Annotated in this window: 22 protein-coding genes and 1 pseudogene; 18 read left to right on the forward strand and 5 right to left on the reverse strand. The window is 67.5% G+C overall.

All coding sequences use genetic code 11. The features are described 5' to 3' along the window. Window positions 1–10: 10 nt before the first annotated feature. The 5 genes from ABVB68_RS29505 (at window position 11) to ABVB68_RS29525 (ending at window position 3,662) form a co-directional block, all read left to right on the forward strand. Entirely contained in the window at window positions 11–355 is a 345-nt protein-coding gene (locus ABVB68_RS29505) for an SCO3933 family regulatory protein (RefSeq protein WP_353604223.1), read from the forward strand. After that, window positions 355–1,656, forward strand: a complete 1,302-nt coding sequence (locus ABVB68_RS29510) for an FtsK/SpoIIIE domain-containing protein (protein ID WP_353604224.1) — start codon at window positions 355–357, stop codon at window positions 1,654–1,656. Before ABVB68_RS29505 ends, ABVB68_RS29510 begins: the two co-directional genes overlap by 1 nt. After that, complete coding sequence (locus ABVB68_RS29515; RefSeq protein ID WP_353604225.1) at window positions 1,653–1,850, forward strand: hypothetical protein; 198 nt, start codon at window positions 1,653–1,655, stop codon at window positions 1,848–1,850. Before ABVB68_RS29510 ends, ABVB68_RS29515 begins: the two co-directional genes overlap by 4 nt. Before the next feature lie 298 nt (window positions 1,851–2,148). Further along, a complete protein-coding gene (locus ABVB68_RS29520) occupies window positions 2,149–3,507 on the forward strand; it encodes a replication initiator (RefSeq protein WP_353604254.1) in 1,359 nt (452 codons plus the stop codon). Then, window positions 3,504–3,662, forward strand: coding sequence for a hypothetical protein (locus tag ABVB68_RS29525; RefSeq protein ID WP_353604226.1), 159 nt, complete (start codon window positions 3,504–3,506; stop codon window positions 3,660–3,662). Before ABVB68_RS29520 ends, ABVB68_RS29525 begins: the two co-directional genes overlap by 4 nt. Before the next feature lie 66 nt (window positions 3,663–3,728). Here ABVB68_RS29525 and ABVB68_RS29530 read toward each other — a convergent pair whose 3' ends face one another. After that, window positions 3,729–5,342 carry a recombinase family protein gene (locus ABVB68_RS29530; RefSeq protein ID WP_353604227.1) on the reverse strand — a complete coding sequence of 538 codons (1,614 nt, stop codon included), beginning with the start codon at window positions 5,340–5,342 and terminating at the stop codon, window positions 3,729–3,731. 555 nt (window positions 5,343–5,897) lie between these two features. Here ABVB68_RS29530 and ABVB68_RS29535 point away from each other — a divergent pair. The 8 genes from ABVB68_RS29535 (at window position 5,898) to ABVB68_RS29570 (ending at window position 11,573) form a co-directional block, all read left to right on the forward strand. Next, entirely contained in the window at window positions 5,898–6,776 is an 879-nt protein-coding gene (locus tag ABVB68_RS29535) for a COG4705 family protein (protein WP_353604228.1), read from the forward strand. Window positions 6,777–7,581: 805 nt separating this feature from the next. Next, on the forward strand, window positions 7,582–7,806 hold the full coding sequence (locus ABVB68_RS29540) for a hypothetical protein (RefSeq protein WP_353604229.1): 225 nt from the start codon (window positions 7,582–7,584) through the stop codon (window positions 7,804–7,806). Window positions 7,807–8,000: 194 nt separating this feature from the next. Beyond that, window positions 8,001–8,429, forward strand: coding sequence for a hypothetical protein (locus ABVB68_RS29545; RefSeq protein WP_353604230.1), 429 nt, complete (start codon window positions 8,001–8,003; stop codon window positions 8,427–8,429). A gap of 29 nt (window positions 8,430–8,458) precedes the next feature. Beyond that, window positions 8,459–8,701: a hypothetical protein gene (locus ABVB68_RS29550; protein ID WP_353604231.1), complete on the forward strand. Its 243-nt coding sequence runs from the start codon at window positions 8,459–8,461 to the stop codon at window positions 8,699–8,701. Continuing rightward, window positions 8,698–9,972 (forward strand): replication initiator, encoded by a 1,275-nt coding sequence (locus ABVB68_RS29555; RefSeq protein WP_353604232.1) that lies wholly within the window; start codon window positions 8,698–8,700, stop codon window positions 9,970–9,972. Before ABVB68_RS29550 ends, ABVB68_RS29555 begins: the two co-directional genes overlap by 4 nt. Further along, window positions 9,969–10,127, forward strand: a complete 159-nt coding sequence (locus ABVB68_RS29560; RefSeq protein ID WP_353604233.1) for a hypothetical protein — start codon at window positions 9,969–9,971, stop codon at window positions 10,125–10,127. The genes ABVB68_RS29555 and ABVB68_RS29560 overlap by 4 nt, the downstream gene beginning before the upstream one ends. Window positions 10,128–10,365: 238 nt before the next feature. After that, window positions 10,366–11,253, forward strand: coding sequence for a hypothetical protein (locus ABVB68_RS29565; RefSeq protein WP_353604234.1), 888 nt, complete (start codon window positions 10,366–10,368; stop codon window positions 11,251–11,253). A 47-nt stretch (window positions 11,254–11,300) separates the two neighbouring features. Further along, window positions 11,301–11,573: a hypothetical protein gene (locus tag ABVB68_RS29570; protein WP_353604235.1), complete on the forward strand. Its 273-nt coding sequence runs from the start codon at window positions 11,301–11,303 to the stop codon at window positions 11,571–11,573. 82 nt (window positions 11,574–11,655) lie between these two features. On the opposite strand, the pseudogene ABVB68_RS29575 reads toward ABVB68_RS29570, so the two are convergent. The 3 genes and pseudogenes from ABVB68_RS29575 to ABVB68_RS29585 form a co-directional block, all read right to left on the reverse strand. Beyond that, window positions 11,656–12,149 (reverse strand): annotated as a pseudogene (locus tag ABVB68_RS29575) (recombinase family protein); the annotation flags it as partial. Window positions 12,150–12,441: 292 nt separating this feature from the next. After that, a complete protein-coding gene (locus tag ABVB68_RS29580; protein WP_353604236.1) occupies window positions 12,442–13,797 on the reverse strand; it encodes a DUF1254 domain-containing protein in 1,356 nt (451 codons plus the stop codon). Further along, window positions 13,773–13,976, reverse strand: coding sequence for a hypothetical protein (locus ABVB68_RS29585; RefSeq protein WP_353604237.1), 204 nt, complete (start codon window positions 13,974–13,976; stop codon window positions 13,773–13,775). Before ABVB68_RS29585 ends, ABVB68_RS29580 begins: the two co-directional genes overlap by 25 nt. Before the next feature lie 661 nt (window positions 13,977–14,637). Here ABVB68_RS29585 and ABVB68_RS29590 point away from each other — a divergent pair. The 3 genes from ABVB68_RS29590 to ABVB68_RS29600 all read left to right on the forward strand — a co-directional run bounded on the left by ABVB68_RS29590 (window position 14,638) and on the right by ABVB68_RS29600 (window position 18,544). Next, window positions 14,638–15,006 (forward strand): MFS transporter, encoded by a 369-nt coding sequence (locus tag ABVB68_RS29590; RefSeq protein ID WP_353604238.1) that lies wholly within the window; start codon window positions 14,638–14,640, stop codon window positions 15,004–15,006. Window positions 15,007–15,020: 14 nt separating this feature from the next. Beyond that, a complete protein-coding gene (locus ABVB68_RS29595; protein WP_353604239.1) occupies window positions 15,021–16,202 on the forward strand; it encodes an MFS transporter in 1,182 nt (393 codons plus the stop codon). Window positions 16,203–16,486: 284 nt separating this feature from the next. Continuing rightward, the gene (locus ABVB68_RS29600; RefSeq protein WP_353604240.1) at window positions 16,487–18,544 is read left to right on the forward strand and encodes a restriction endonuclease; all 2,058 of its coding nucleotides are present in this window, start codon (window positions 16,487–16,489) and stop codon (window positions 18,542–18,544) included. A gap of 169 nt (window positions 18,545–18,713) precedes the next feature. Here ABVB68_RS29600 and ABVB68_RS29605 read toward each other — a convergent pair whose 3' ends face one another. Next, window positions 18,714–19,472, reverse strand: a complete 759-nt coding sequence (locus tag ABVB68_RS29605) for a DUF899 family protein (RefSeq protein WP_353604241.1) — start codon at window positions 19,470–19,472, stop codon at window positions 18,714–18,716. 494 nt (window positions 19,473–19,966) lie between these two features. On the opposite strand from ABVB68_RS29605, the gene ABVB68_RS29610 reads away from it, so the two are divergent. Together ABVB68_RS29610 and ABVB68_RS29615 are read left to right on the forward strand one after the other, a co-directional pair. Then, complete coding sequence (locus tag ABVB68_RS29610; protein WP_353604242.1) at window positions 19,967–21,028, forward strand: sodium:calcium antiporter; 1,062 nt, start codon at window positions 19,967–19,969, stop codon at window positions 21,026–21,028. 491 nt (window positions 21,029–21,519) lie between these two features. Beyond that, window positions 21,520–22,347, forward strand: a complete 828-nt coding sequence (locus tag ABVB68_RS29615) for a ZIP family metal transporter (protein WP_353604243.1) — start codon at window positions 21,520–21,522, stop codon at window positions 22,345–22,347. Window positions 22,348–22,518: the final 171 nt, after the last annotated feature.

Consider the following 22,518-nt stretch of genomic DNA (forward strand, 5'->3'; position numbering starts at 1 on the left):
GGCCAACGAAATGCAGTCCATTCCCGTGGACACGGCGCGGCTGGGCGTGCTGCGATGCGCCATCGCTCCGGAAGCGAAGATCAGCAACCACGAGACACAGGAGGTGAAGAGGGACCGGGACGGCAACCCGGTGTGGACCGTAGCCGTCACCGTGCGGCAGGACGGGCGGCGGATCTCCGTCATCGAGATCGCCGTGAGCGGTCAGCCCAAGGGGATCGAGGAAGGCCAGATCGTCAAGGTCACCGGCCTGACTGCGTTCATGTGGTCGATGGGCGATCGACACGGCGTCAGCTTCCGCGCCGACGCCGTCACCCCCGTGACCGGTCCGGCGCATGCCAAGGGCGGTGACGCCTGATGGGACCGCTCCTGCTCGCCCTCGGCCTGGCCGTGCTGGCGTGGGTGCTCGTCGTCGGTGACCTGGTCCGCCAGCACCGCCCTGTCTGGCACTGGTATCTGATCGGCTACCCGGCCACCGCCTGCCGGGTCGTGTTCACCTGGCGCAAGGTCGCGATGCTCAATGACCTCGCCGTGTCCAAGCGTCCGCCGCGCGGGTTGCTCGGTGACCTGGTCGTCAAGGGTGACCCGCTGCGGCCGGTGGCCCCGCGGATCTCCTTCCCGCGCGCCACCCGCATGGGCCTGACGGTGCTGGTTCGGCTCCATGCCGGACAGACCCCGGCGACCTTCCTGAAGGCCGCTGACGCGTTCGTGCACGCGTGGAGGGTCCACGCGGTCCGGGTCACTTCGCCGGAGCGCGGGCTCGTCCTGCTGACGGCGACAGCCACGGATCCGCTTCAGCGGCCCGGCTTAGCGTCTGCTCCGTCCGAGTTGCTGTCGGCGCTCATCGGGGTCCTGGAGAGCGGCGGCGCCTGGGTGATGAACCTGCGGCTCGTGCCCCACTGGCTGATCGCCGGTGCCACCCGCTCGGGTAAGTCCACGCTGCTGGCCCGGCTGATCACCCAGCTCGCCCCGCAGCCGGTCGCCCTGATCGGCATCGACTGCAAGGGCGGCATGGAACTGGGCCTATTCGCCGACCGTCTCAGCGCGCTGGCCACCTGCCGACGCGAAGCGGTCGCCGTGCTCTCCGCACTCGTGGTCGACATGCAGGACCGCATGAGCGCCTGCCGATCGGCTGGGGTCCGCTCTATCTGGGAACTGCCGGACAAGATCCGGCCGGTGCCGGTCGTCGTGATCGTGGACGAGATCGCCGAACTGTACCTGTCGGACGGCACCCGTGAGAGCAAGGCGGAAGCCGAACAGTGCTCCACCCTCCTGCTCCGGATCGGGCAGCTCGGGGCCGCGCTCGGCCTGCACCTGGTCGTCGCCGGCCAACGCGTCGGCTCCGACCTCGGCGCCGGCGTCACCGCGCTGCGTGCCCAGCTCGGCGGCCGGATCTGCCACCGCGTCAACGACCCCGGCACGGCCGAAATGACCCTGGGCGACCTGAACAAGGACGCCGTAGCGGTTGCCCAGTCGATCACGGCAGAGGAACGCGGCGTGGCTGTCTGTACCGGCCCGGACGGCGGCTGGAGCCGTGGTCGCTCCCACCTCACCCCGACCGAAGAAGCCGTCTCCACGGCGCGGAAGTACGCCGCGACGGTCCCGGAACTGCCCGCCCTGAACGGCGCCGTTGAGGTGCCGAAAGGAGACGACAAGTGATCAGCGAAGGTGCGGCGTTCACGTTCTCGGTGATCTTCGGGATCATCACCGTCCTCCTCGTCCGCTCCCGCGACGTGCGTGCCTGGGAAGCGGTCTGCGTCGGCCTCTTCGGCCTCTACCTCGGCCAGACCCCGGTGGTCTTCACCATCCACGGTCTCGTGACCTGGCTCATCAGCGGCTTCGCCCACCACTGACCCGAAGGGACACAAAGCCATGCCCATGCCTCGCGTGAGGTGCCCCCACTGCAAGGGCGACGGAGCCCGCAAGACCTGGACCGGACGTACGCGCCGCTGCCGCGTCTGCCGGGGCACCGGAACCATCCGCTGACCACCAACCCGCCCCCGACGCCACGGAGGTGATCTCCATGACCCACCCCGGACCACCAGCCGTCCATACCCCTGCCGCTTCGGCGGCCCACCCCGGAAGGTCACCACCATCACCCCGGACTTCACTCCGGCTGACCGGCGCGCCGCCCTCGACCGCGCGGCGCGCCTGCGTCAGCTCCCCGAAGTAGACCGCGACGCAATCCGTCTCGCACAAGACCCGAAGTTCCCTCGCCTGCTGGAGCAGATCACCGCTACCGGCGGCTGCTCCCACCCAGTCCACCTCTCCGGCTCCACCACCACAGTGGACGGCACGACCGGCGAGATCCTCCACCACTACGACACCCGCAACGAGCCCGGCGAACGCCTCCTCGTCCGCTGCCGCAACCGCCGCGCAACCATCTGCCCGGCCTGCTCCCGCCTCCACGCCGGAGACACCTACCACCTCGTCCGCGCCGGCCTCCTCGGCGGCAAGAACGTCCCCGACTCCGTCCGCCACCGGCCCCGACTGTTCGTCACTCTCACCGCTCCGTCGTTCGGCTCGGTCCACCGATCATCGGAGCTGTGCCGTCCCCGCCGCGACGGCGGCACCTGCGAACACGGCCGTCCCCTCGGCTGCGGCCTCGTCCATGCGCCGGACGAACCGAGTGTCGGCCAACCGCTCTGCCCCGACTGCTACGACTACACCGCCCACGTCCTGTGGCACGCCCACGCCTCCAAACTCTGGGACCGCTTCGTCATCGACGTTCGGCGGCGCCTCGCATCATCGGTCGGCCTGGTGCAGTCCCACTTCCTCCGGCACGCCCGGCTGTCCTTCGCCCGCGTCGCCGAGTACCAGAAGCGGATTGCCGTCCACGTTCATGCCGTCGTCCGCCTGGACGGCCCGACGGGACCCGACGACGAACCGCCGGTCTGGGCCACGGCCGAACTCCTCATCGATGCCGTACGCGCCTCCGCCCGGCGGGTCCGGGTCCACACGCCCTACAGCCCCGCCGTGGGCGAGTTGAACCTACGCTGGGGCGCCCAGACCGACGCCCGACCCCTACGGACCGACGGTGACGGCCCCGACGATGACGCGGTCGCCGCGTACGTCGCCAAGTACGTCACCAAAGGCGCTAGCGACACAGGCGCCGGCACTGACCACCCGCTCTCAACGTGGGCCGACATCGAGTCGGCACCTGTGAGCGAACACACCCGAACCCTCATGCGGACCTGCTGGCGCCTCGGCGGCCTACCCGAGTACGCGCCCCTCCGCCTGCGTGCCTGGTCTCACACGCTCGGCTACCGGGGACACATTCTCACCAAGTCCCGCGCCTACTCCACCACCTACGCAGCACTTCGCGCCCAACGCGCCCACCACCAGGGCCACACCGACATACCCGACGCAATCACCGAACGGAACTGGCGCTACGCCGGCTCTGGCCACACTCCCGGCGCTGCCCTCATCGCGGCCGGCGTTGCCGAAGATCTCGCCGAGTCTCGACGGCTCGGCCTGGAAAGGAGGCAAGAGGGGGAGCGGTGCCGATGACCGCTCCGACCGAACGTGAACATCGGAAATCTCGGCGCTCGTCGCTGCCTCGGGCTGATGACGAGACGGCCGTGAGTCTGATCGAGAGCGAGATCGTGATCGTTGACGATGACGGCACGGAAGAGCCGTTCGACCCCGCGTCGTGGTTCGACTGACACGAAGAGCCGCCTCCCCGTATGCCTCGGGGTTGCGGCTCTTTTTCGTGCGTCGGTTCGGCCTTGTCAGAAGGCTTCCGCGAAGTCGTCCTCTCGTATCACGAGCCGTTCGCGCACGTCCTTCGGGATCAGTAGGCGAAGGTGCACCTTCGGTGCCCGTACCTTCGGCACCTTCGTGCGGGTGACCTCGCACCGGATGCCGACTCGGTACAGGTCTGCGGCCATGGCCTCCATGCCGCCTTCCCGCCAGTGTTCGCGGAAGGTCTTACCGCCGTGGACGTTGACCCACCGGTCCTTGGCCGTCTCGGGGTCGATGTCTTCCAACTCCCCGATGAGCTTGTCGAGCGTCGCCTCTGCCTGCTCCTTCGTGAACCGGGTCTTCGTATACCGGCCTCCGGGTTCGAGTTCCTTCATGTAGAGAGCGATGGACTCTTGAAGACGCTTGACCTCCCGCCGTACTTCGGCCCCCTCGGCGTACTGGCGAACCTGCACCGGGAAGTCGCCGAGAACCTTGAGCACGTCCTCCACGAGGCGCTCGTAGACCTGCTCGGGGTTGGGTGCGCCGAGGCCGCCGCTCTTGCAGTTGCGGCACCGTAGGTAGTGGTAGGTGCCCCATGTGTTGTTCGTGATGTGAACGGTCATGTTCGTCTTGCAGTCGGCGCAAAGGAGGACGCCGAGGAACTGAGTCGCTCCACCGACACGGCGCGGAGGCTGGTTCTTCTTGCGTTTGTCGAGAGCGGCGCCGAGGGTCTCGAACTCCTCCTCGGTGAAGATCGGCGGAGCAACCTTGATCGGTCTGCCGTCCTTGCCGAGAACAGGCTTCGATCGCCGTTGTCCTCCCCGCTTGTCTTCTTCTACTCGGTAGCCGCGGAGCGCAGGGTTGCGGAGACGACGGTGGAGCGTTGCCACGGTCAGCCCTTGGCTCATGAGGCCAGACCGCTTCAGGCAGCGCACCATGAACCGGGCGGAGCGTCCTCGCAGCGCCATACGCCGAGCCCAGTGCAGAGCCTTGTACGCGTCGGGTTCGATGACGAGACCGGGCTTCCCCGATCCGTCTTCACCTGTGACATAGCCGTACGCCGGCTTGCCGATGATCCATTCTTCTTGGGTCTTCGCGTAGTCCCACAGGCTCGTGACACGCGTGGAGGTGTTGGCCGCCTCGATCTCCGCGATACCGCCGATGATCGTGACCATGATCTTCCCGGCGGTCGTTGTGAGATCAAGGCTGTCATTCTTTGAGACCAGGTTCTTCCCGCGTTTCAGGCTCCACTCGATCATCGTCGAGAGGTCGGAGAGGCGGCGTACGAAACGGTCGAGCTTCCAGAACAGGAGCTCGTCGAACTCAGGGGAGCGGTTGTTCAGCCAGTCCCCGAGTGCCTTCCTCTTCCATGGCGGAACCTTCGTTGCCGACACGTTCAGGTCTGAGGCGACGCCGACGACCCGACAGCCGCGTTCCCTCGCCAGGATGCGAAGGTCAAGTTCCTGCCGCACCGGCGACGTGGTCTCGTCCGTCAGCACAGACAGGCGCACCGATAAGAGAGCCCGTGGGGCGTCCTGGGGGAGTAGGGCCTCAGCCTGCTTCAGTTCCTCCAGGAGTGCGAGATCTGCGTCGGTCCACTCGGCCTCAACTGTGTACTGCCTCTGATCGGTTGTTGCGCGCTTCCGCGTCCGTGTCCCCATGTCTTCGACGTTAGAGCTGGATTTGGGCGTGTGTCCATATGCCCGGCCATGGACACACAGATTCAGGTGGGGCCGACAGGGAAGAAGCTCCTGCCTCTGACCGTGGTGAACAAGTAGCTGGTTGAGCCCGGGGTGGCAGGAGTCCTCTGGCAGGGGGCGTTCTGGGACGCCCCCTGCCCTGTTGTGCCGTTCCGCACTTACTCCCTCGCCGGTCAGGCGGACGCTTCGACCGGACCTCGCCTCGCTTGCGCACTCCAGGTCAGCGGTTCGGCGTCACTCTCTGATGAGTGGCTGAGCCAGCCCGGCACCGTGTCGCAGATCTTTTCCGGCCGGCCGCCCTGCAAGACGCCGAAGGCAAAGAGCATCTCTGCATCGACGTACGTGCCGAACGGGCCATCGTCATTGTCCGTATGAGGGGACCAGAGGAAAGGCGGACCCGCCTCGCCGCGCAACACGGCGTGGCATGCCTATGACAGATTGAGCCGCCTGTTCCACGCGATGTTCCCGGCCGAGGAAGCGGGGCGTCGCGGTACCGAGCGATCAGGAGCCAAGAGCATGGAACAGCCGGAAGTGATGACCGACCTGGATGTCGCCAGCGCCGACAAGCACGTCATGAAGAAGCTGCCAGAGATCACCCTGGCCTTCTGGATCATGAAGATCGCTGCGACGACCCTTGGCGAGACGGCCGGTGACCTCTTCTCCCAGACTCTCAAACTGGGCTACTTCCTGACGACGATCGCCCTGTTCCTGGTCTTCGTGGTCACGCTCGTCGTCCAGCTCAACTCCAAGCGGTACAACCCTCTCTTCTACTGGACCGTCATCCTGTCCACCAGTATGGCGGGCACCACGATGTCCGACTTCATGAACCGGGACGCCAGCGAGAAGTACCTCTCCAACGGGGCCACCTCGCTGGGCTGGGGGCCGCAGGGCCTGGGACTGGGTTACCCGGCCGGCGCCGCTATCCTGACCTCGATCCTGGTTGTGATCTTCACGGTCTGGAAGTTCACCGGGATGACTTTCGTCATCCGGGACATCACGACGTTTCGCGGTGAGGCCCTCTTCTGGTCGGCGATTCTCGTCTCCAACACGCTGGGCACGTCCATGGGGGACTTTCTGTCCGACAGTTCCGGGCTCGGCTACCTGGGTGGCGCACTCCTGGTCTCAGGACTGCTGGCGGTGCTCCTCCTCCTCATGCGGGTACCGGCCGTTCCCAACGTCCTGCTGTTCTGGATCGCATTCGTGCTAACCCGTCCGCTCGGTGCCACCGCGGGTGACTTCCTGACCAAGCCCATCGCCAAGGGCGGTCTCGACCTCGGCACGGAGGGCTCGTCCGCGGTGCTCCTCGCGGTCCTCCTCGGTCTCACGTGCTATGCCCACATGCAAGAGCGCAGGAACGCCGTCCCGGGTGGCAGGGTCGTGACCCGAAACTCCTGAAACCGGTATGAACCCGGCGGGGGGGCGGGTCAACCTTCCGTGCGGGATTCGGCACCGGCACGCGGCCCATGGCGCCCGCGGGTCCCAGTGGATGTGGTCCTGTTGGCCTGTGCCCGCAGATGGACATGCAGATCTAAATCGGCCCGACGGGCAAGAAGTTGCTCCCGCTGACGGTCAAGAACGCGGGTCCGACGCCGGCTGCGAGTGGTCACGCGCACTGACGTGCGTGAGGCACGCGATCGGGTGGGTGAGGCGCTGGAGGGGGCGGGTGAGGAGGAGGTGGCCGCTGCGTTGACTGCGGTCGGCGCTTCGGTCCCTCGCCCCTCGGCGCGGCTGGCGTCCTCTCGGACACCTTTGCCAGCGTCTGGAAGTAGCCGGTACATCGTTTCCGAGGTGGAGTGGGTCTGACGGGTATCTGACGGGTATCTGACGGGTAGGGGCGCGGTGGCATAGGCCGCTCGATTGAATCTGCGAAGCCCCCTCCTCACCTGAGTGTTTGGGGCCCTGGACGAGCGGCATCTGTGGAAGAACCTGCGCACCTGACGAGGCTGTGGCTGTCCGCAATCACAGTCACGGGGCCAGTCAATAGTCGGAAGCACAGAACGGAGACAACGTCCGCCAGGCCCCGTGCAAGACATTGGCCCGTGCACGGGTGTCGCTTGCTAATCTCGACTTTCTGCGCGTGCACGGACCGCGTCGATTTGCCTTGTTAGCGGTGGCGTTGGTCACGTGCACAGGAGTTGCGGGGCATGCGGACGGTGGTGTGCCCCGGCTGCGGCCCCAGCCGCCTGCCACACCCTGCTGTGTGGGGCGCTGGCTCAACTACTGGGACCGTGACGACATCATTGCTCCGCGCCCGTGGCTGGAGCGGGATGTGCTGCCCAATAGCGCCGGGTGCCTGCCGGTCAGCGACCGAGTGGACTCCGATGGCATCTGGGTCCACACCGCCACCGAATACCTGGCGCAAACGAGCGTGGCCGGCCCGGTCATGGAGGCCCTCCGCCTTGCCGCAGAGGGGCCCACCGCATGAGCTCCCCGCGATTGCTCCTCATCGTGGCCCCCCAGAACATGGCCATGGGCCATCTGAGCGCATTGGAGGACTCCGCGCATGCCTTGCGCGAGGTGCTCCAGCGTGATGACCTGGGCCACTGCTCCCCTGCACCATCCGACGGAATGGCTTTGCCGTACGAGGCGGACGCCACGTAGGCACGGATCGAGGCCGCGGTGCGTGACGCCGCTCGGCGGGCCGGCGCAGTCGGCGCCACCCTCGTCCTGGCTTTCCTCGGCCACGGCATGTCGCCGCGCGGGCGCTCGGACCTCTATCCGATGGGAGTCGACGCGGAGCCGGACGTGTTGAGCACTGCGGTGAACGTCGGCCATCTCGGGGGAACCTCACGACGCCTGCGGCTGGTGGTCAGCTTGCATGCCACGGTGGCCGACGACTGGCCCGAGTCGCTGGGCCTATGGCTCCTGGACGGCGGCACAGTGTGCGAGCGAGCGGAATTTCCCGGTGCCCCGACGCAGGCAGGGGTTGAGACGAAGCTCGGGGAGTCCGTCGCCTGGGGGCGTAAGCATGCGCGGCTACGCAACGCGCCGCTGAGGCACGTGGACGTAGCGGGTTCCCACCTCGCTGCTGCTGCGCTGGAAGCCTGAGGAAATCGACTTCGGGCGTGCGGTTGGGCGTGAACCACGTGGTGGTGCGCTGGAGCATGCGCCTGAACCCGCCCGCGCACCTGTGGTGGATCAACGACCATGCCCGGGCGGGACTGGAGAAAATGAGCACCTGTGCGGCCAGGGCCCCCGTCGACTGGCTGGCTGAACATGAAACGAACCAGCCACACGACCTCGGCGAGCGGTTGCGGGCCGGCCGGTACACGCGCGCGGTGGCCTTCTCCCAGCGCCCTGCCCACCTCAAGCAGAGATGACCGCTACCGGCGGCTGCTCCCACCCCGTCCACCTCTCCGGCTCCACCACCACAGTGGACGGCACCACCGGCGAGATCCTCCACCACTACGACACCCGCGACGACCCCGGCGAACGCCTCCTCGTCCGCTGCCGCAACCGCCGCGCAGACATCTGCCCGGCCTGCTCCCGCCTCCACGCCGGAGACACCCACCACCTCGTCCGCGTCGGCCTTCTGGGCGGCAAGAGCGTCCCCGACTCCGTCCGCCACCGGCCCCGGCTGTTCGTCACTCTCACGGCCCCGTCGTTCGGCCCGGTGCACCGGTCATCGGAGTTGTCCCGTCCCCGTCGTGACGGCGGCACCTGCGAACACGGCCGTCCTCTCGGTTGCGGCCTCGTCCACGCGCCCGACGCGCCGAGTGTCGGCCAACCGCTCTGCCTCGCCTGCTACGACTACACCGCCCACGTCCTGTGGCACGCACACGCCTCCAAGCTCTGGGACCGCTTCGTCATCGACGTCCGGCGGCGCCTCGCATCATCGGTCGGCCTGGCGCAGTCGCGCTTTCGCCGGCACGCCCGGCTGTCCTTCGCCCGCGTCGCCGAATATCAGCGGCGGGCGGCCGTCCACGTCCATGCCGTCGTCCGCCTCGACGGACCGACCGGACCCGGCGACGGACCTCCGGCCTCGGGCACGGCCGAACTCCTCATCGACGCCGTACGCGCCTCCGCCCGGCGGGTCCTGGTCCGCACGCCCTACAGCCCCGCCGTGGGCGAGTTGAACCTACGCTGGGGCGCCCAGGCCGACGCCCGGCCCCTGCGGACGGACGGTGACGGCCCCGACGATGACGCGGTGGCCGCGTACGTCGCCAAGTACGTCACCAAGGGCGCGAGCGACATAGGCGCCGGCACTGACTACCGGCTCTCGTCCCGGGGCGAGTCGGCGCCCGTGAGTGAACACGTGCGCACCCTCATGCGGACCTGCTGGCGCCTTGGAGGCCTTCCCGAGTACGAGCCCCTCCGCCTCCGGGCATGGGTCCACACGCTCGGCTACCGGGGACACATCCTCACCAAATCCCGCGCCTACTCCACCACCTACGCAGCACTTCGCGCCCAACGCGCCCACCACCAGGGCCACACCGACACACCCAACGCGATCACCGAACGGAACTGGCGCTACGTCGGCTCTGGCCACACGCCCGGCGCTGCCCTCATCGCGGCCGGGGTTGCCGAAGATCTCGCCGAGTCTCGACGGCTCTGCCTGGAAAGGAGGCAAGAGGGGGAGTGGTGCCGGTGACCGCTCCGACCGAACGTGAACATCGGAAGTCTCGGCGTTCGTCGCTGCCTCGGGCTGATGACGAGACGGCCGGGAGCCTGATCGAGAGCGAGATCGTGATCGTTGACGATGACGGCACGGAAGAGCCGTTCGACCCCGCGTCATGGTTCAAGTGACCGATGTCACGCAGGAGTCTTTATGCATCACTCCATTCCATGAATGTCGCCGATTGCCCGAATCGCCCCTGTCGGGAAAACGTGAGTTCACCATCCAATGGCCAAGCTCTAGTCAAGAGTTGATTCCATTGTTGGATGGTAGGGGTGTATTCCGTTTCGAAGGTTTGCGCTTGATCGTGTAGAAGTTGATCTGTCCGTGTTGACCAGCGGACCGCAACACCTTCTGGGGGATAACTTCATGCGCAGACGTGCAATAGCCGGCTTTTCCACCCTTGCCGGTGCAGCCGCTCTGACCGCCACTCTGGCGCCCGCTGCGGCAGCTGACACGAACCACTCAGCCTCTCGTGCCGCGACGGTGATCGAAAAAGCAACGGGGACTGCCAACCTACGCTCGACCGCCCTGGACTCGCCGGTGAACGGTGCCCAGGTGACGCTCCCCGCTCGCGGTGATGAGCCCATCACTGCAACGAAGGGAGACGCGACCGTCTCCCTTACGCTGCCGGCGACCGGAGCTAAGCAGCAGTCCAGCACGAACGACACAAATATCTTCGCGGGCAACGACGCATCCGTGACTGCAGCCGCACAGGCGACCACTGATGGTGGTTTCCGTGCGCTGTTCACACTCAACGACGCCAACGCTCCGCGCCAACAGTCGTTCAGGCTCACCCTGTCCACGGGGGCTACGGTCCGTCAAACCGCCGAGGGCGGCCTGATCGTCTTCAACGCCGACGGAACGATCATCGGCGGCCTGGAGACCCCGTGGGCCAAGGATGCCAATGGCAACGCCGTACCCACGACCTACACCGTTGACGGTGACACCGTTACGCAGACGGTCACCCCGAACGCCGACACAGCCTTCCCGGTGGTCGCTGACCCCAAGTGGACGTGGGGGATCATCAGCGGAACTGTGTATTTCAACAAAAAGGAAACCTCTCACTTGGCTGCCAACGCGGGCTTCGTAGCCGTGCTCTTCGCCGCAGCACCGCCGCCGTTCGACGCGTACGGCATCCTGAATGCGGCAAATATTTCCCGGGTTGCCTGGAACGCCGGCTCCGACCACAAGTGCGTGGAGGTAAAGGTGCCCACCTTCCTTCCGTACGAATACTCCGGCGGCTACTGCAAGTAGACTGCGTCTTAGACCGGACATTCGTCCGTAGAGAGAGGACCTAGGACATGGAAGCTTTTGCCGGACCGTCCATCCTCATCCTGGCCGCGGCGGTCATCCTGGCAGTCAAGTACCGCCGGCTCCTGGCCGGACGGCAGCCGTTGCGGGTCACGTCCACCATGTCCGGCCGCATCGCCGTCGTCGTGGCCTTCCTCGCGGGGGGTGCCTGGGCGTGGTCCCAGGGGCCGTCCATCATCAACGCCGGTGTGCTGGGGCTGAGCCTGGCCCTTCTGGTTGGTGTGGCCGCCGAGTTCTTGATGAGCAGGACAGCGCGACGCTGACAAGCCGAGGTTCGTCGCACGGGGCCGGAGTCCATGATCACTCCGGCCCCTCATGCGTATCTGCGAAGACGGATCAGAAGGCAACCATGATCTTCCCGGCCGTGGTGGTCAGGTCGATCGCGTCGTTCTTGGAGACGAGGTTCTTCCCGTACTTGAGGCACCAGTCGATCATGGTGCTGAGGTCACTGAGCCGCCGCACGAAGCGGTCCAGCTTCCAGAAAAGGATCTCGTCGAACTCCGGTGTCCTGTTGTGTTCAGCCAGTCGCCGAGTTCCTTGCGCTTCCAGGGCGGAACCTTCGTCGCCGACACGTTCAGGTCGCTGGCCACGCCGACGACTCGGCTGCCGCGGTCCAGGGCCAACTTCCGGAGATCGAGTTCCTCACGGACGGGTGACGTCGTGTCGTCGGTGAGCACGGACAGCCGTACAGACAACAGGGCCCGTGGAGCGTCGTCGGGTAAGAGCCCCTCCGCCCGCTTCAGCTCCTCCAAGAGAGCTAAGTCCGCCTCGGCCCACTCGGCCTCAACTGAGTACTGGGCGCGGTCAGTCGCTGTGCGCGCCCTCGTCCGCTTCGCCATGACCAGCACCGTAGCGGGATGTAGATGCATGGGGGTATGCCCGCAGATGTACACCCAGATCCAGATCGGTCCGACGGGCAAGAAGTTGCTCCCGCTGACGGTCAAGAACGCGGGTCAGGCGCCGGCTTCGAGTGATCACGCGCACTGAGGTGGGTGAGCGCTCGATCGGGTGATGGAGGCGCTGGCGGGAGCTGATGAGGAAGAGGTTGCGGTGGCGCTGGCTGCGGTCGGCGTTTCGGTCCCTCGCCCGCCGGCGTCGTCGGCGCCCTCTCGGACGCCGTTGCCGGCGACATCAACCGACTCGGGTGATCGGAGGGCAGTGCCACCGTGCGTCGATGACCTCGGGCCTTGGGAGGTACATGCGCAGTGCCACGTACCAGATGCCCTGCTGCGGTGTGGGCAACCAGTTCGACTCCCGACCGGGTCCTGGTGAGTCGGGCCGCAGGTAGAGGGTCAGGCCCCCGTCGGCGTCCCTGACCAGCCCCTGGGTGCGGTCTCCGATGGAGTACCGGTCGATCGGATTCGGGATGAGGTTCCGGTCCTCGTCATAGGCGGTCAGCGACCAGAAGGCGTCGACCGGCGGCAGCGTCCCCGCCTCATAGTGCAGTTCGTAGTTGCCGGCGGCCAGCGTTTCGCCGGCGCCGTCGGTGAAGGCCGCCAGATAGACGGCTTCCTCGGGATCATTGATGGCGATGCCCACCAGGGACTGCTCCGCGGCCCGCCGGAGAAAGTCGTCCCCGAGGTGCCCGATCTGCGGGGGAGGGTACCGCCAGCCGTCGATCAGCTCGCCCCACTGGCCGCTGAGCAGCTGCTGTTCGAGCATGGGTACGGCGGTGGCGGCGGCCCTGATCAGGCCTTCCTTCACCGGCTCCGGTTGCGCCTCGACGTCCAGCCCCGGGCCGATGCCGATCTCCGCGAACTGCCGTAGCAGGACATCGTGGTGTTTCGGCGGAGGATTCTCAGCCAGCACCGCGTTGAGCGTCTTCCACGGCCCGAGCGGATCCTTGGCGGGGTCGACCGGTACCGGTACGTCGCGGCGTTCCGGGAGCTTGGCGCCCTCCTGGCCGAACAGGTGAAGCGGCGTCAACCGGTACTGCTGCTGCAGCGCGTGGACGGCCGCGAGGTCGTTTTCGTCCTCGACGAGGGTCCGTCCGGCCACCAGGATCCACGGGGTGGGGGCGGTCGCCGTGCGGTGTACCCCCGGCGGGAGGTCCCCGGTCCACTCCGGGCCGATGAGGGCGAAGTCACCGGCCTTCGATCCGGTCGCCCGCATGCCCACGTAGTCGTAGTTGTCGGAGGTGAAGGCGACCAGTTCGAAGGTGAAGTAGCGGTTGCCCATGTCCGGGTGCGAGAGAATGAGGGGCTCCTCGCGCAGGTCCACCCACGCCCACGAGTACAGCGTGTCGTTGTTGGGGGAAATACCCTCCCGATCCGAGGCGTCCCAGAGCCTGCTCGCATGCCAGAAGTGGTTGACGGGCGCGTAGGGCGTCGTTTCCGTCTCGGGCTTCTGGGTCACCCAGCGATGGCGGAGCACGGCGTTGTTGATGTAAGGGAAGCCGTAGACGAACGCCTGTTGCCCCAGGGTGTACGCATACTCGCGGCGCCAGTCGTCCAGCCGGCCGGTCAGCGTCGGCTCACCGAGTGCCATGCCACAGGCACGGTCCGCGTCATCTTCCTGGCGCGGTCGATGGTCTCCCCCGGGTGACGTACGGCGGCCGCGGTGGCCTTTCGGGTGGCGGCCGCCGCCTGACCGATGCCGGTCGCCGCCTCGCCGAGACCGTGCCGCAAGCGTTGTATGGGCCGGTAGCCGGTAGCTGAGGATGCCATCACCGCACTCCTCTCGTATGGCTGGACAGCACGGCTTGTGGCCACCACGCGAACTGAGGAAGGACCTTCGACGACGTGGTCCGGCTCTCCCGGTGCAGGCCAAAGGCGGCGTTCTGCGCCATGCTCTATGTGGTACCGGGTCGAGTGCTCCAGCGCACCTACTACCTCGAGTAGATCACCGCGTCCTCACCCCGGCAACCGGGTCCGGCAGGTCATGGCGCACGACCCCTGGTCCCCGTTCGAGGGCGGCGGGGAGCGGGATCGTTTCGTCGTCAACCGCACCGCTCGCCGGTGATGCCCCCCATCCCCGGCACGACCAGCGTCCAGCACCTTCTCAGGCGCCACCGGGCTGTGGCCCCAGACCCCGGATACGACTGTGAAAGTGCCGGGGTGCCGCCTTGGGCACTGGTCGGGCCCGCGATACGGGTGAAGGGGAGCGTCCGGGTGCTCTTCGGGCCGGCTGGACACCCCTTCTGCCTGTGTCTGGGCGAGGGATGACCGGCTGGATCGCGCATCACCTGATCCACAACTCTTGACGATGACCTGATCGGGAGGGGGCTCGCTGCTGTCTTTCGGTGCGTGTCGGCCCGGGGAACCCGACGGTGCGCCATGGCCGGGTTAGTGTCGACCCGCTATGCGACGAAGCACGGGAGTCTCTGCTGTGTCATCCGCTGAGTCGGCTACCGACTCGACGCCCCTGCGGATCATCCTCGCTCTCGCTCTCGCTTTCACGGTCACCGTCGTCGATCCGCTGGTTCTCGACCTGAATCTGCCGGAGGTGAACCGGGCCCTCCACGTGCCACCGCAAGCCGTGGGGTTGCTCGGCGGGGCAGCGACGCTGGTGATGGCCACCTCCGTGCTCGCCGCCGGCAGGCTCGGGGACTCCATCGGTCTCAGGCGGCTGCTGATGCTGGGACTGGTCATCGTCACGATCGCCGACCTGCTCTCCGTCTTCTCGCCCGGCTACGGCTTCCTGCTTGGGATGCGCTTTCTGGCCGGTCTGGGGATGACCTGGCCGGTCTGGGGATGACCGCACTGCTGGCAGTGCCGCTGGCCCTGCTGAAGGTGTCCGTGACGCCGGAGAAGCGGCCGATCGCCATCGGTGGCCTGATGGCCGTTGACGTGATCCTGTGCGGTGTGATCCCCGCGTTCACGGGGTGGGCGGTGGCGGTCGTCGGCTGGCGCTTCCTCTTCCTGATCGCCCCACTGCTGTGCTTGGTGTCGCTGTGGTTGACGTCCCGGTACGTCCCGGAGTCACCCGTCCAGCCGGGCCGTCGCCTCGACGTGGTGGGTGTCGCCCTGATCGGGGCGACCCTCCTGGCGCTCGTCGTCGGCCTCGCCGCGGCGCAGAACGGCATTCTCCGGCCCGAGACATGGGCACCGCTGGTGATCAGCCCGGTTCTCGCCGCGATCTTCGTGCTTCATGCACGCCGCACTCCGGAACCCGCCGTGGACCTGGCGCTGTTCCGCAGCGCACCGTTCAAGGTGGCCTTGGCGGCGACCCTCACGCTGAATTTCCTGATCGCGGGGCTCGGCATCGTCCTTGGGCAGTTCGGCAGCGTTGTGCTATCGCTCTCGCCCGAGTCCGTCGGTCTGCTGTACCTGCCCGGTACTCTGCTGATCGCCGGTACCGTGATCCTGGCCGGAAACCTGATCGGGAAGTGCGGTCCGCGCCCGGTGATGATCAGCGGTCTGGTGGTGATGGCGGCAAGTGGACTGCTGCTGGCGGCCACAGCCGGCCCCGCGATGGCGCTGTGGCTGCTCGTGCCGACCACATGGCTGTGCAACCTGGGGTCGGTGGTCACTTCCGCATCGGTGTCCGAGACGGTCCTCTCCCAGGCGCCGCCCGGGCACTCCGGCGCGGTGGCCTCCGTCCAGATGGCCCTCGCGATGACCGGCGCCGCTTTCGGGCCCACCGTCTACGTTCTGCTGCTCAATCTCTTCTTCCGGCGGCAGTGGCTGATGGACGCGAAGTCACGCGGGCTGTCGGTGGCCCGGGCCGGACGGGCCGTGGATGCCGTGCGCAGCGGACTGGCGCAGACGCCGGGCAGCACCGTGTACGACTCCAACCTGCTCCGTCAGGCCTCAGGACTGGACCTCGGGCTGGACTTCGCCGACGGTCTACGGCTCACCATGCTGACCGTCAGCATCCTGCCGCTCGTGGTGGCGGTGCTGGCCTTCCTGCTGATGCCACGCCGAAAGAAGCCCACGGTCCGACACGGGTGATCGGAGGGGAGTGCCCCGGTGCGCCGATGACCTCGGGCCTTGGGAGGTACACGCGCGAGACGTTGACGGCGTCGGTGGTGTTGTGGGTGTCGACACGAAGACCACGGTGAGTCGGCCACAAGCCAGTCGTGTCATGACCTGCCGGAACATCCGGTGCACGTTGCCTTTGGCAAGTCGATGTCCGTACCAGCGATTGCTGGCTAAAGTCGTTTGGTGACTACTGGTTGTGGGGGCAACCAGAGTTTGGTCGGCTCTGCCGACATCCTGGGGAGGGCCTGTAGCGCATGAGTCGTCGCTCTGCTGGTTTTGTCGGTGCCTGGGCAGAAATGCAGCGTCAGCACCAGCGTCAAGTGGAAGCCGAAGCCAGACGGCTCCGGGAAGAGGCACGGCAGGCGCGGGCCTATCAACGACGTGCCACGCAGGAGTACCGGCAGTACCGCCAGGCAGAGGCGAGGCGACGCACGGAGGAACTGGACGCGCAGGTCGCCACCTTGCAGGGGCTGCTGACCGCGGGCTGCCAGGCGCCGGCCTTCAGAGCCTCGTCCCTGATACGCACGGAAGAGATCCCGCCGTTCGACCCGGGACAGCTCGCCTGGCCCGTGCGCATGCCGGATCCAGGCCAGTACCAGGTACAGGGAGGTTGGACCGCAAACCGGCGTGCACAGGCCCAGGCGGAGGCGCAGGCTCGTTTCGAACGGGACTGGCACGCTGCGCAAGCTGCCGAGGCCCAGCGACAGCAGCGGCTGGCTGCCCTCCAGCGGGACTACGAGCAGAGGACTGGGGCTCAGCGTGCGGGGGTGCGTCGGCACAATGCCGGCATCGTCAAGGTGACCGAGGGCGTGAGGCGGGGAGACCCCGACTCCGTGGTCGAGTACTTCTCAGCGGCTCTCTACTCGTCGCCTGCCTGGCCGGAAGGGTTTCCTCGACAGGTCGCGGCAGCCTTCGACTCGGCGGCGCGACAGCTGGTGCTGGACTGGGAGCTGCCCGGATACGACGTGGTCCCCGAGGCGAAATCGGTGAGGTACGTGCCCACCCAGGACGAGGACAAGGAAACCGCACGTCCGGTCACCCAACGCCGTGGGCTGTACCGAGAGGTGCTCGCGCAGAGCCTGCTGTTGGTCCTGCATCAGCTCTTCGCGGCGGACGAGTACGGCATCCTCGACTCGGTGGCCCTGAACGGCTTCGTCGACGCTCACGATCCGGCCACGGGCCGACGCACGCACATCTTCCTCGCAACCGTCATGGCCCAGCGGGCGGCGTTCACCGGCCTGCACCTGGAACTGGTGGACGCGGTCAGCTGTCTGACCGACGCGTTGAGGGGTCAGCTCGCGTCCCGCCCTGATCAGCTCACCTCCGTGCGCCCGGGCCGAAAGCCTCAGGACGTCGGGAACCATGTCGTCGCGCACGGAGGTGACGAGGAGCCGGATCTGTATGAAATGGATCCGATCGCATTCGAGTCGCTCGTTGCCGACCTGTTCCGCGCCATGGGCATGCAGGCTGTGACGACCCAGCGCTCGAACGATGGCGGCGTGGATGTGGACGCGCTGGACCCGACGCCCATCCGAGGCGGCAAGCTCGTCGTACAGGTGAAGCGCTACCGCAGCACGGTGCCGCCCACCGCGGTGCGTGACCTTTACGGGACGGTCCAGGACGTGGGCGCCAACAAGGGAGTGCTGGTGACCACGGCGGGCTTCGGCCCCGGCTCACACGCATTCGCCCGGGGCAAGCCCTTGGAGCTCATCTCGGGCGGTGAACTCGTCGACCTCCTGCACCGGCACGGGCTTCGTGGGCGCCTGGGGGAGGGAGGGCGAGCCACTCCAACGCAGCCGTCTCCTACCAGTCCTGCAACAGCGCCCGACAACCACAACGTGTTGGGCATGACGTGGTCCGGGAGTGTCGCACTGGACGTCTGCGCTCTCGTCTGCCGTGGTAACCGAGTCCTGAGCGAAGACCACTTCGTCTTCTTCAACAATCCGCAGACTCCGGACGGCTCGGTACGCACAGTGCCGGCCGCGGCACCGGACAAGGCAGCGCTCCGTGTGTCCTTCGACGCGCTGCCGGAAGCGGCTGATCGGTTCGTGCTCGTGGCGGCCGTTGATCCGGAGGTGGACCCGGAAGCCGACCTGTCCGGATTCACCGATGCGTGTATTCGGTTGCTGGACCCGGCAATGACTGAGCTCGGTCGGCTCGAAGTCTCCGACGGCCGTTCCGGCGAGACCGCACTGGTGCTCGGCTCCTTCCGGCTCAGGCCCAATGGCGACTGGGACTTCGTGCTTGGAGGGAAGGGGTACACAGGCGGGCTGGAGCAGCTCGTCCAGGAGTACGGCATCGAAGTGGAGTGACGACACGGGGGCTTCTACACGGTGCTGACCTTGCCTGCCGATGGACACGCAGATCCAGATTGGCCCGACGGGCAAGGAGTTACTGCCGCTGACGGTCAGGAACGCGGGTCCGACGCCGGCTGCGAGTGGTCACGCGCACGGAGGTGGGTCTGGGCGCCCTTCAGGAGGTTCAGGAGCAGCAGCCTGAGTGGTCGGTGCTGCGCTGTCCGCCGTGGAGGTCGTCGTCGCGGCCTGCGTCGAGCCGTTCCCATTGCGCGGTCGGCCGTCCGTCCTTGCGGAACTGCTGACCGCGGGTCCCGTACGGCTGAGGCCAGCCCGGTGGGGAGTCCTCCCAGGTCTCCTGCCGCCCGTGGACGGTCATGTCGAGAATGCCGTAGGCCGGGGCCATGGGTTCGACGCCGCGGCCGGTGGTCCAGTACGTCTCGTGGACCCGGTCCCCGTCTCGGAGGTAGCACGCCTTCATCCCGAAATGGCGGCCGGCCAGGAGCCGTTCGTGCGACTCGGCGGGCACCGAGTACCAGGGCATGTCCCAGCCCATGAAGCGGCGGTAGCGGTCGGACTCCTCGAAGGGGCCCTGGCAGAAGGCCGCGAAGGTGACGTCACGCTGATGCAGATAGGACAGTTCGCGGACCTGGCCGGTGAAGAAGGTGCAGCCCTCACACTGGTCGGCGGCGCGGTGGCCGTCGTGCCACATGTGATACGAGACGAACAACTGGGTGCGGCCCTCGAAGACGTCGATCAGGGGAACGGCCCCGGCGGCGGTGACGAGCGGGGTGGACGGATCCACCTCGGTCATGGGCAGGCGCCGCCGTGCGGCGGCGATCGCGTCGCCCTCCCGGGTGTGCGCCTTCTCCCGGGCGCGCAGGGTGTCGATGGCGGTCAGCCACTCCCGGCGGGAGACGACCGGCGGCGTGTTCACAGCAGTCATGCTTGTACTGACCCGGCAGCCCATGAGAACTCATCGGTTGGGCCCGAGGCGGGCGAGAGACGATTGGGGTACAGCAGCGAAGTACGGCAACCTCGGCGTCCAACATCGTCTCGCATAGCCGGCACGGCCGGCCACAGGTGGCCTTCGCCCTCGGGCTGGGCGGTCTCGGCGCCGCGAGCACGCTGAGTCCCTGAACGGTCGGCCCCACCCGCGTCCCCGTCGTGAGCGGGTACTCGTACGACCTTGGGGACGTCGAGGAGCAATGTGTAACCTGAGCGGCTGCGAAGGGGAGTAGCCCCGCAATACCGGTCGTCGACATACGGGAACCCTGTGCCGGGTTCCCGGTGGCCGGGCCCGCATCGTGACGCGGATGGGCGAGACCTTCGGCCCTTTGTCGACGACGTATACGTGTCGGCGGGGTCGAAGCTGCCGCCGTCCTCCTCTCGCGCGGTTGTCCTCGAAGCCCCCGCCGACGCGGGAAGGCTGACCGAGACGTGATCCATTTCCTGTTGCTGATCGTCTGTGCGGTGGCGATCTACCTCTCCTGCGAGTGGTTCGTCAACGCCGTCGAGTGGCTCGGCGAGCGCCTCAACGTGGGCAAGATGGCGGTCGGAACCATCCTGGCCGCCTTCGGCACCGCCCTGCCCGAGTCCGTCGTCACCCTCGTCGCGGTGACCACCGGCGCCACGGCGGAAGCCAAGGACATCGGCGTGGGCGCGGCCATGGGTGGCCCGCTCGCCTTGGCCACCGTCGCCTACGGCGTGACGGGCACGATGCTCCTGCTGAAGCGCCGGCGCGAGCGCAACGCCGTCCTGGCCACCACCGGACTGCCTCCCTCGGACCCGCTCACCCACCCGGAAGCCGAGGACGCCGTCGGCACGGAAAAGGACATGCGGAGGCTGGCCAAGGACCAGAAGTGGTTCCTGCCGATCTTCATCGTGAAGGTGGCACTCGGCCTCCTCGCCTTCGCCTTCAAGCCGGTCCTCGGCCTGCTGTTCTTCGCGGCGTACGCGGTCTACTTCTGGCGCGAGATCCGCGGCGGCCAGGACGAGGACGGTGACGAGGAGGAACTGGAGCCACTGAAGTTCCAGCCCAGGGCCGCCTCGCCCGCCACCTGGGCGGTGGTCGCCCAGACCCTGGTCACCCTCGCGGTGATCTTCTTCGCCTCGCAGCTGTTCGTGAAGCAGCTCGACGCCATCGGCCCGATGATCGGCCTGTCCGCGTCGGTCACCGCTCTGCTGCTCTCCCCGATCGCGACCGAGCTGCCGGAAATCATGAACGCGGTCATCTGGGTCCGTCAGGGCAAGACCAAGCTGGCCCTGGCGAACATCTCCGGCTCCATGATGATCCAGGCCACCGTCCCCTCGGGCCTGGGCCTTCTCTTCACCGGCTGGCACTTCGACGCCGCCCTGCTGTGGTCCGGGCTGATCACCATCGCCGCGATCGTCTACCTGCTGCTGACCATGCGCGCCCACCGGCTCACGCCCGCGCGCCTGGCCCTCACGGCCGGCTTCTACGTCCTCTTCGGCCTCGGCCTGATTCCCCTCCTCGCCTGACCGGGTTCCACCGGTGCTGTCGCCGAGGCCCGGGCGGCGGCACCACGAGCACGCCGCCGCCATTCCCGGCGCGCGGCGGCCGGGCCGCACCCCGTGGAGCGACACAGGCCCACCCGGCCGGCGAAGAAAGATCGTCAGCCGTCTCCTCGCGCGTCGCCGGTCGCCCGTCGGGGTCGAAGAACTCGAACGCGCAGGTGCGCGTGGCGTCGCCGAGGGCCGCCAAGCCGGTCAGGGAAGCGTGATCCGGTCCCGCCGGGGCAGAACATCGCCCATCCACATGGGCCACCCCCCAGATGCCGTTTTCCCGGGAGATGTCTCCTCCCGCCCAGAGATACGCCAGCTGAGCTTGGCGGGATTGCTCGCGCTCCTACGGAATGGAACGCGCAATGACTTCGCCAAGCTTCACTGAAGTCACCACCCGTCGCTTGTTAGGTAAGCCTTGCCTGCTTTACTTTCTGGAGGCCACCTGTGCGCGTCATACCGGAGTCCCCATGTCCAGCGGCAACATCGTCCTGCTCGGAGCCATAGCAGGCTTCACCATCTACCTCGGTCTCCCTCTGGGGCGTCTCCGCACACCCACACCCCGGCTCAAGGCCGGCCTCAACGCCGTCGCCATCGGCATCCTGATCTTCCTCGTCTGGGACGTACTGACCCACGCCTGGGAGCCCGTCGACGAGGCGCTGGGCAAGCACGCCTGGGGGACCGTGGCGTCGGGGGGCTTCACGCTGGTGGCGGGGCTGACGATCGGACTCGCCGGGCTCGTCCACTACGACGGCTGGATGGCCCGCCGCCGCGAGGCCGCTGCCCGGCCCGCGGGTCCAGGTGCCGCCGCCTCCACCGAGCTGGCGCCGAAGACCCGCAGCCAGGCGGCATCGCTCGCGCTGATGATCGCCACCGGCATCGGCCTGCACAACTTCGCCGAGGGTCTCGCCATCGGCAACTCCGCCGCCCAGGGGGAACTCTCCCTCGCCCTGCTGCTGATCATCGGCTTCGGCCTGCACAACGCCACCGAGGGCTTCGGCATCGTCGCCCCGCTGGCCGCTGAGAGCGAACGACCGTCCTGGGTCAGCCTGCTGCGGCTCGGCCTGATCGGTGGCGGTCCCACCTTCCTGGGCACCGTCGTCGGCCAGCACCTGGTCGACGACACGCTCTCGATCGCCTTCCTCGGCCTGGCCGCGGGCTCCATCCTCTACGTCGTCATCGAACTGCTGGCCGTCGCCCGCAGGACCGGACTCAAGACCCTCACCACCTGGTGCATCCTTCTCGGCCTCCTGCTCGGCTTCGTCACCGACGCGATCGTCACGGCCGCAGGCGCCTGAGGCGGGAAGTTCGGCCGAGCTCACGAGTGATCCGAACACCCTGGTCAGGCAGGAACTGTCCGTCTCGGTGTCCGTCTCGTTCGGCGACGGACACCACCGTTCAGCCGAGTCCGGCCCTCGGCTCGCGATGAGCGCCCGGACGTCATGAACGCAGGTGGATGGCCGCGATCC

Source organism: Streptomyces sp. NPDC096012, assembly GCF_040426375.1.
Taxonomy (GTDB): Bacteria; Actinomycetota; Actinomycetes; order Streptomycetales; family Streptomycetaceae; genus Streptomyces.

Bases quoted from the DNA above. Each gene is read 5' to 3' on its own strand.
- ABVB68_RS29505 (WP_353604223.1), top strand. From the start codon at position 11: ATGCAGTCCATTCCCGTGGACACGGCGCGGCTGGGCGTGCTGCGATGC.
- ABVB68_RS29510 (WP_353604224.1), top strand. From the start codon at position 355: ATGGGACCGCTCCTGCTCGCCCTCGGCCTGGCCGTGCTGGCGTGGGTG.
- ABVB68_RS29525 (WP_353604226.1), top strand. From the start codon at position 3,504: ATGACCGCTCCGACCGAACGTGAACATCGGAAATCTCGGCGCTCGTCG.
- ABVB68_RS29530 (WP_353604227.1), bottom strand. From the start codon at position 5,342: ATGGGGACACGGACGCGGAAGCGCGCAACAACCGATCAGAGGCAGTAC.
- ABVB68_RS29535 (WP_353604228.1), top strand. From the start codon at position 5,898: ATGGAACAGCCGGAAGTGATGACCGACCTGGATGTCGCCAGCGCCGAC.
- ABVB68_RS29555 (WP_353604232.1), top strand. From the start codon at position 8,698: ATGACCGCTACCGGCGGCTGCTCCCACCCCGTCCACCTCTCCGGCTCC.
- ABVB68_RS29565 (WP_353604234.1), top strand. From the start codon at position 10,366: ATGCGCAGACGTGCAATAGCCGGCTTTTCCACCCTTGCCGGTGCAGCC.
- ABVB68_RS29570 (WP_353604235.1), top strand. From the start codon at position 11,301: ATGGAAGCTTTTGCCGGACCGTCCATCCTCATCCTGGCCGCGGCGGTC.
- ABVB68_RS29580 (WP_353604236.1), bottom strand. From the start codon at position 13,797: ATGGCACTCGGTGAGCCGACGCTGACCGGCCGGCTGGACGACTGGCGC.
- ABVB68_RS29585 (WP_353604237.1), bottom strand. From the start codon at position 13,976: ATGGCATCCTCAGCTACCGGCTACCGGCCCATACAACGCTTGCGGCAC.
- ABVB68_RS29600 (WP_353604240.1), top strand. From the start codon at position 16,487: ATGAGTCGTCGCTCTGCTGGTTTTGTCGGTGCCTGGGCAGAAATGCAG.
- ABVB68_RS29605 (WP_353604241.1), bottom strand. From the start codon at position 19,472: ATGACTGCTGTGAACACGCCGCCGGTCGTCTCCCGCCGGGAGTGGCTG.
- ABVB68_RS29615 (WP_353604243.1), top strand. From the start codon at position 21,520: ATGTCCAGCGGCAACATCGTCCTGCTCGGAGCCATAGCAGGCTTCACC.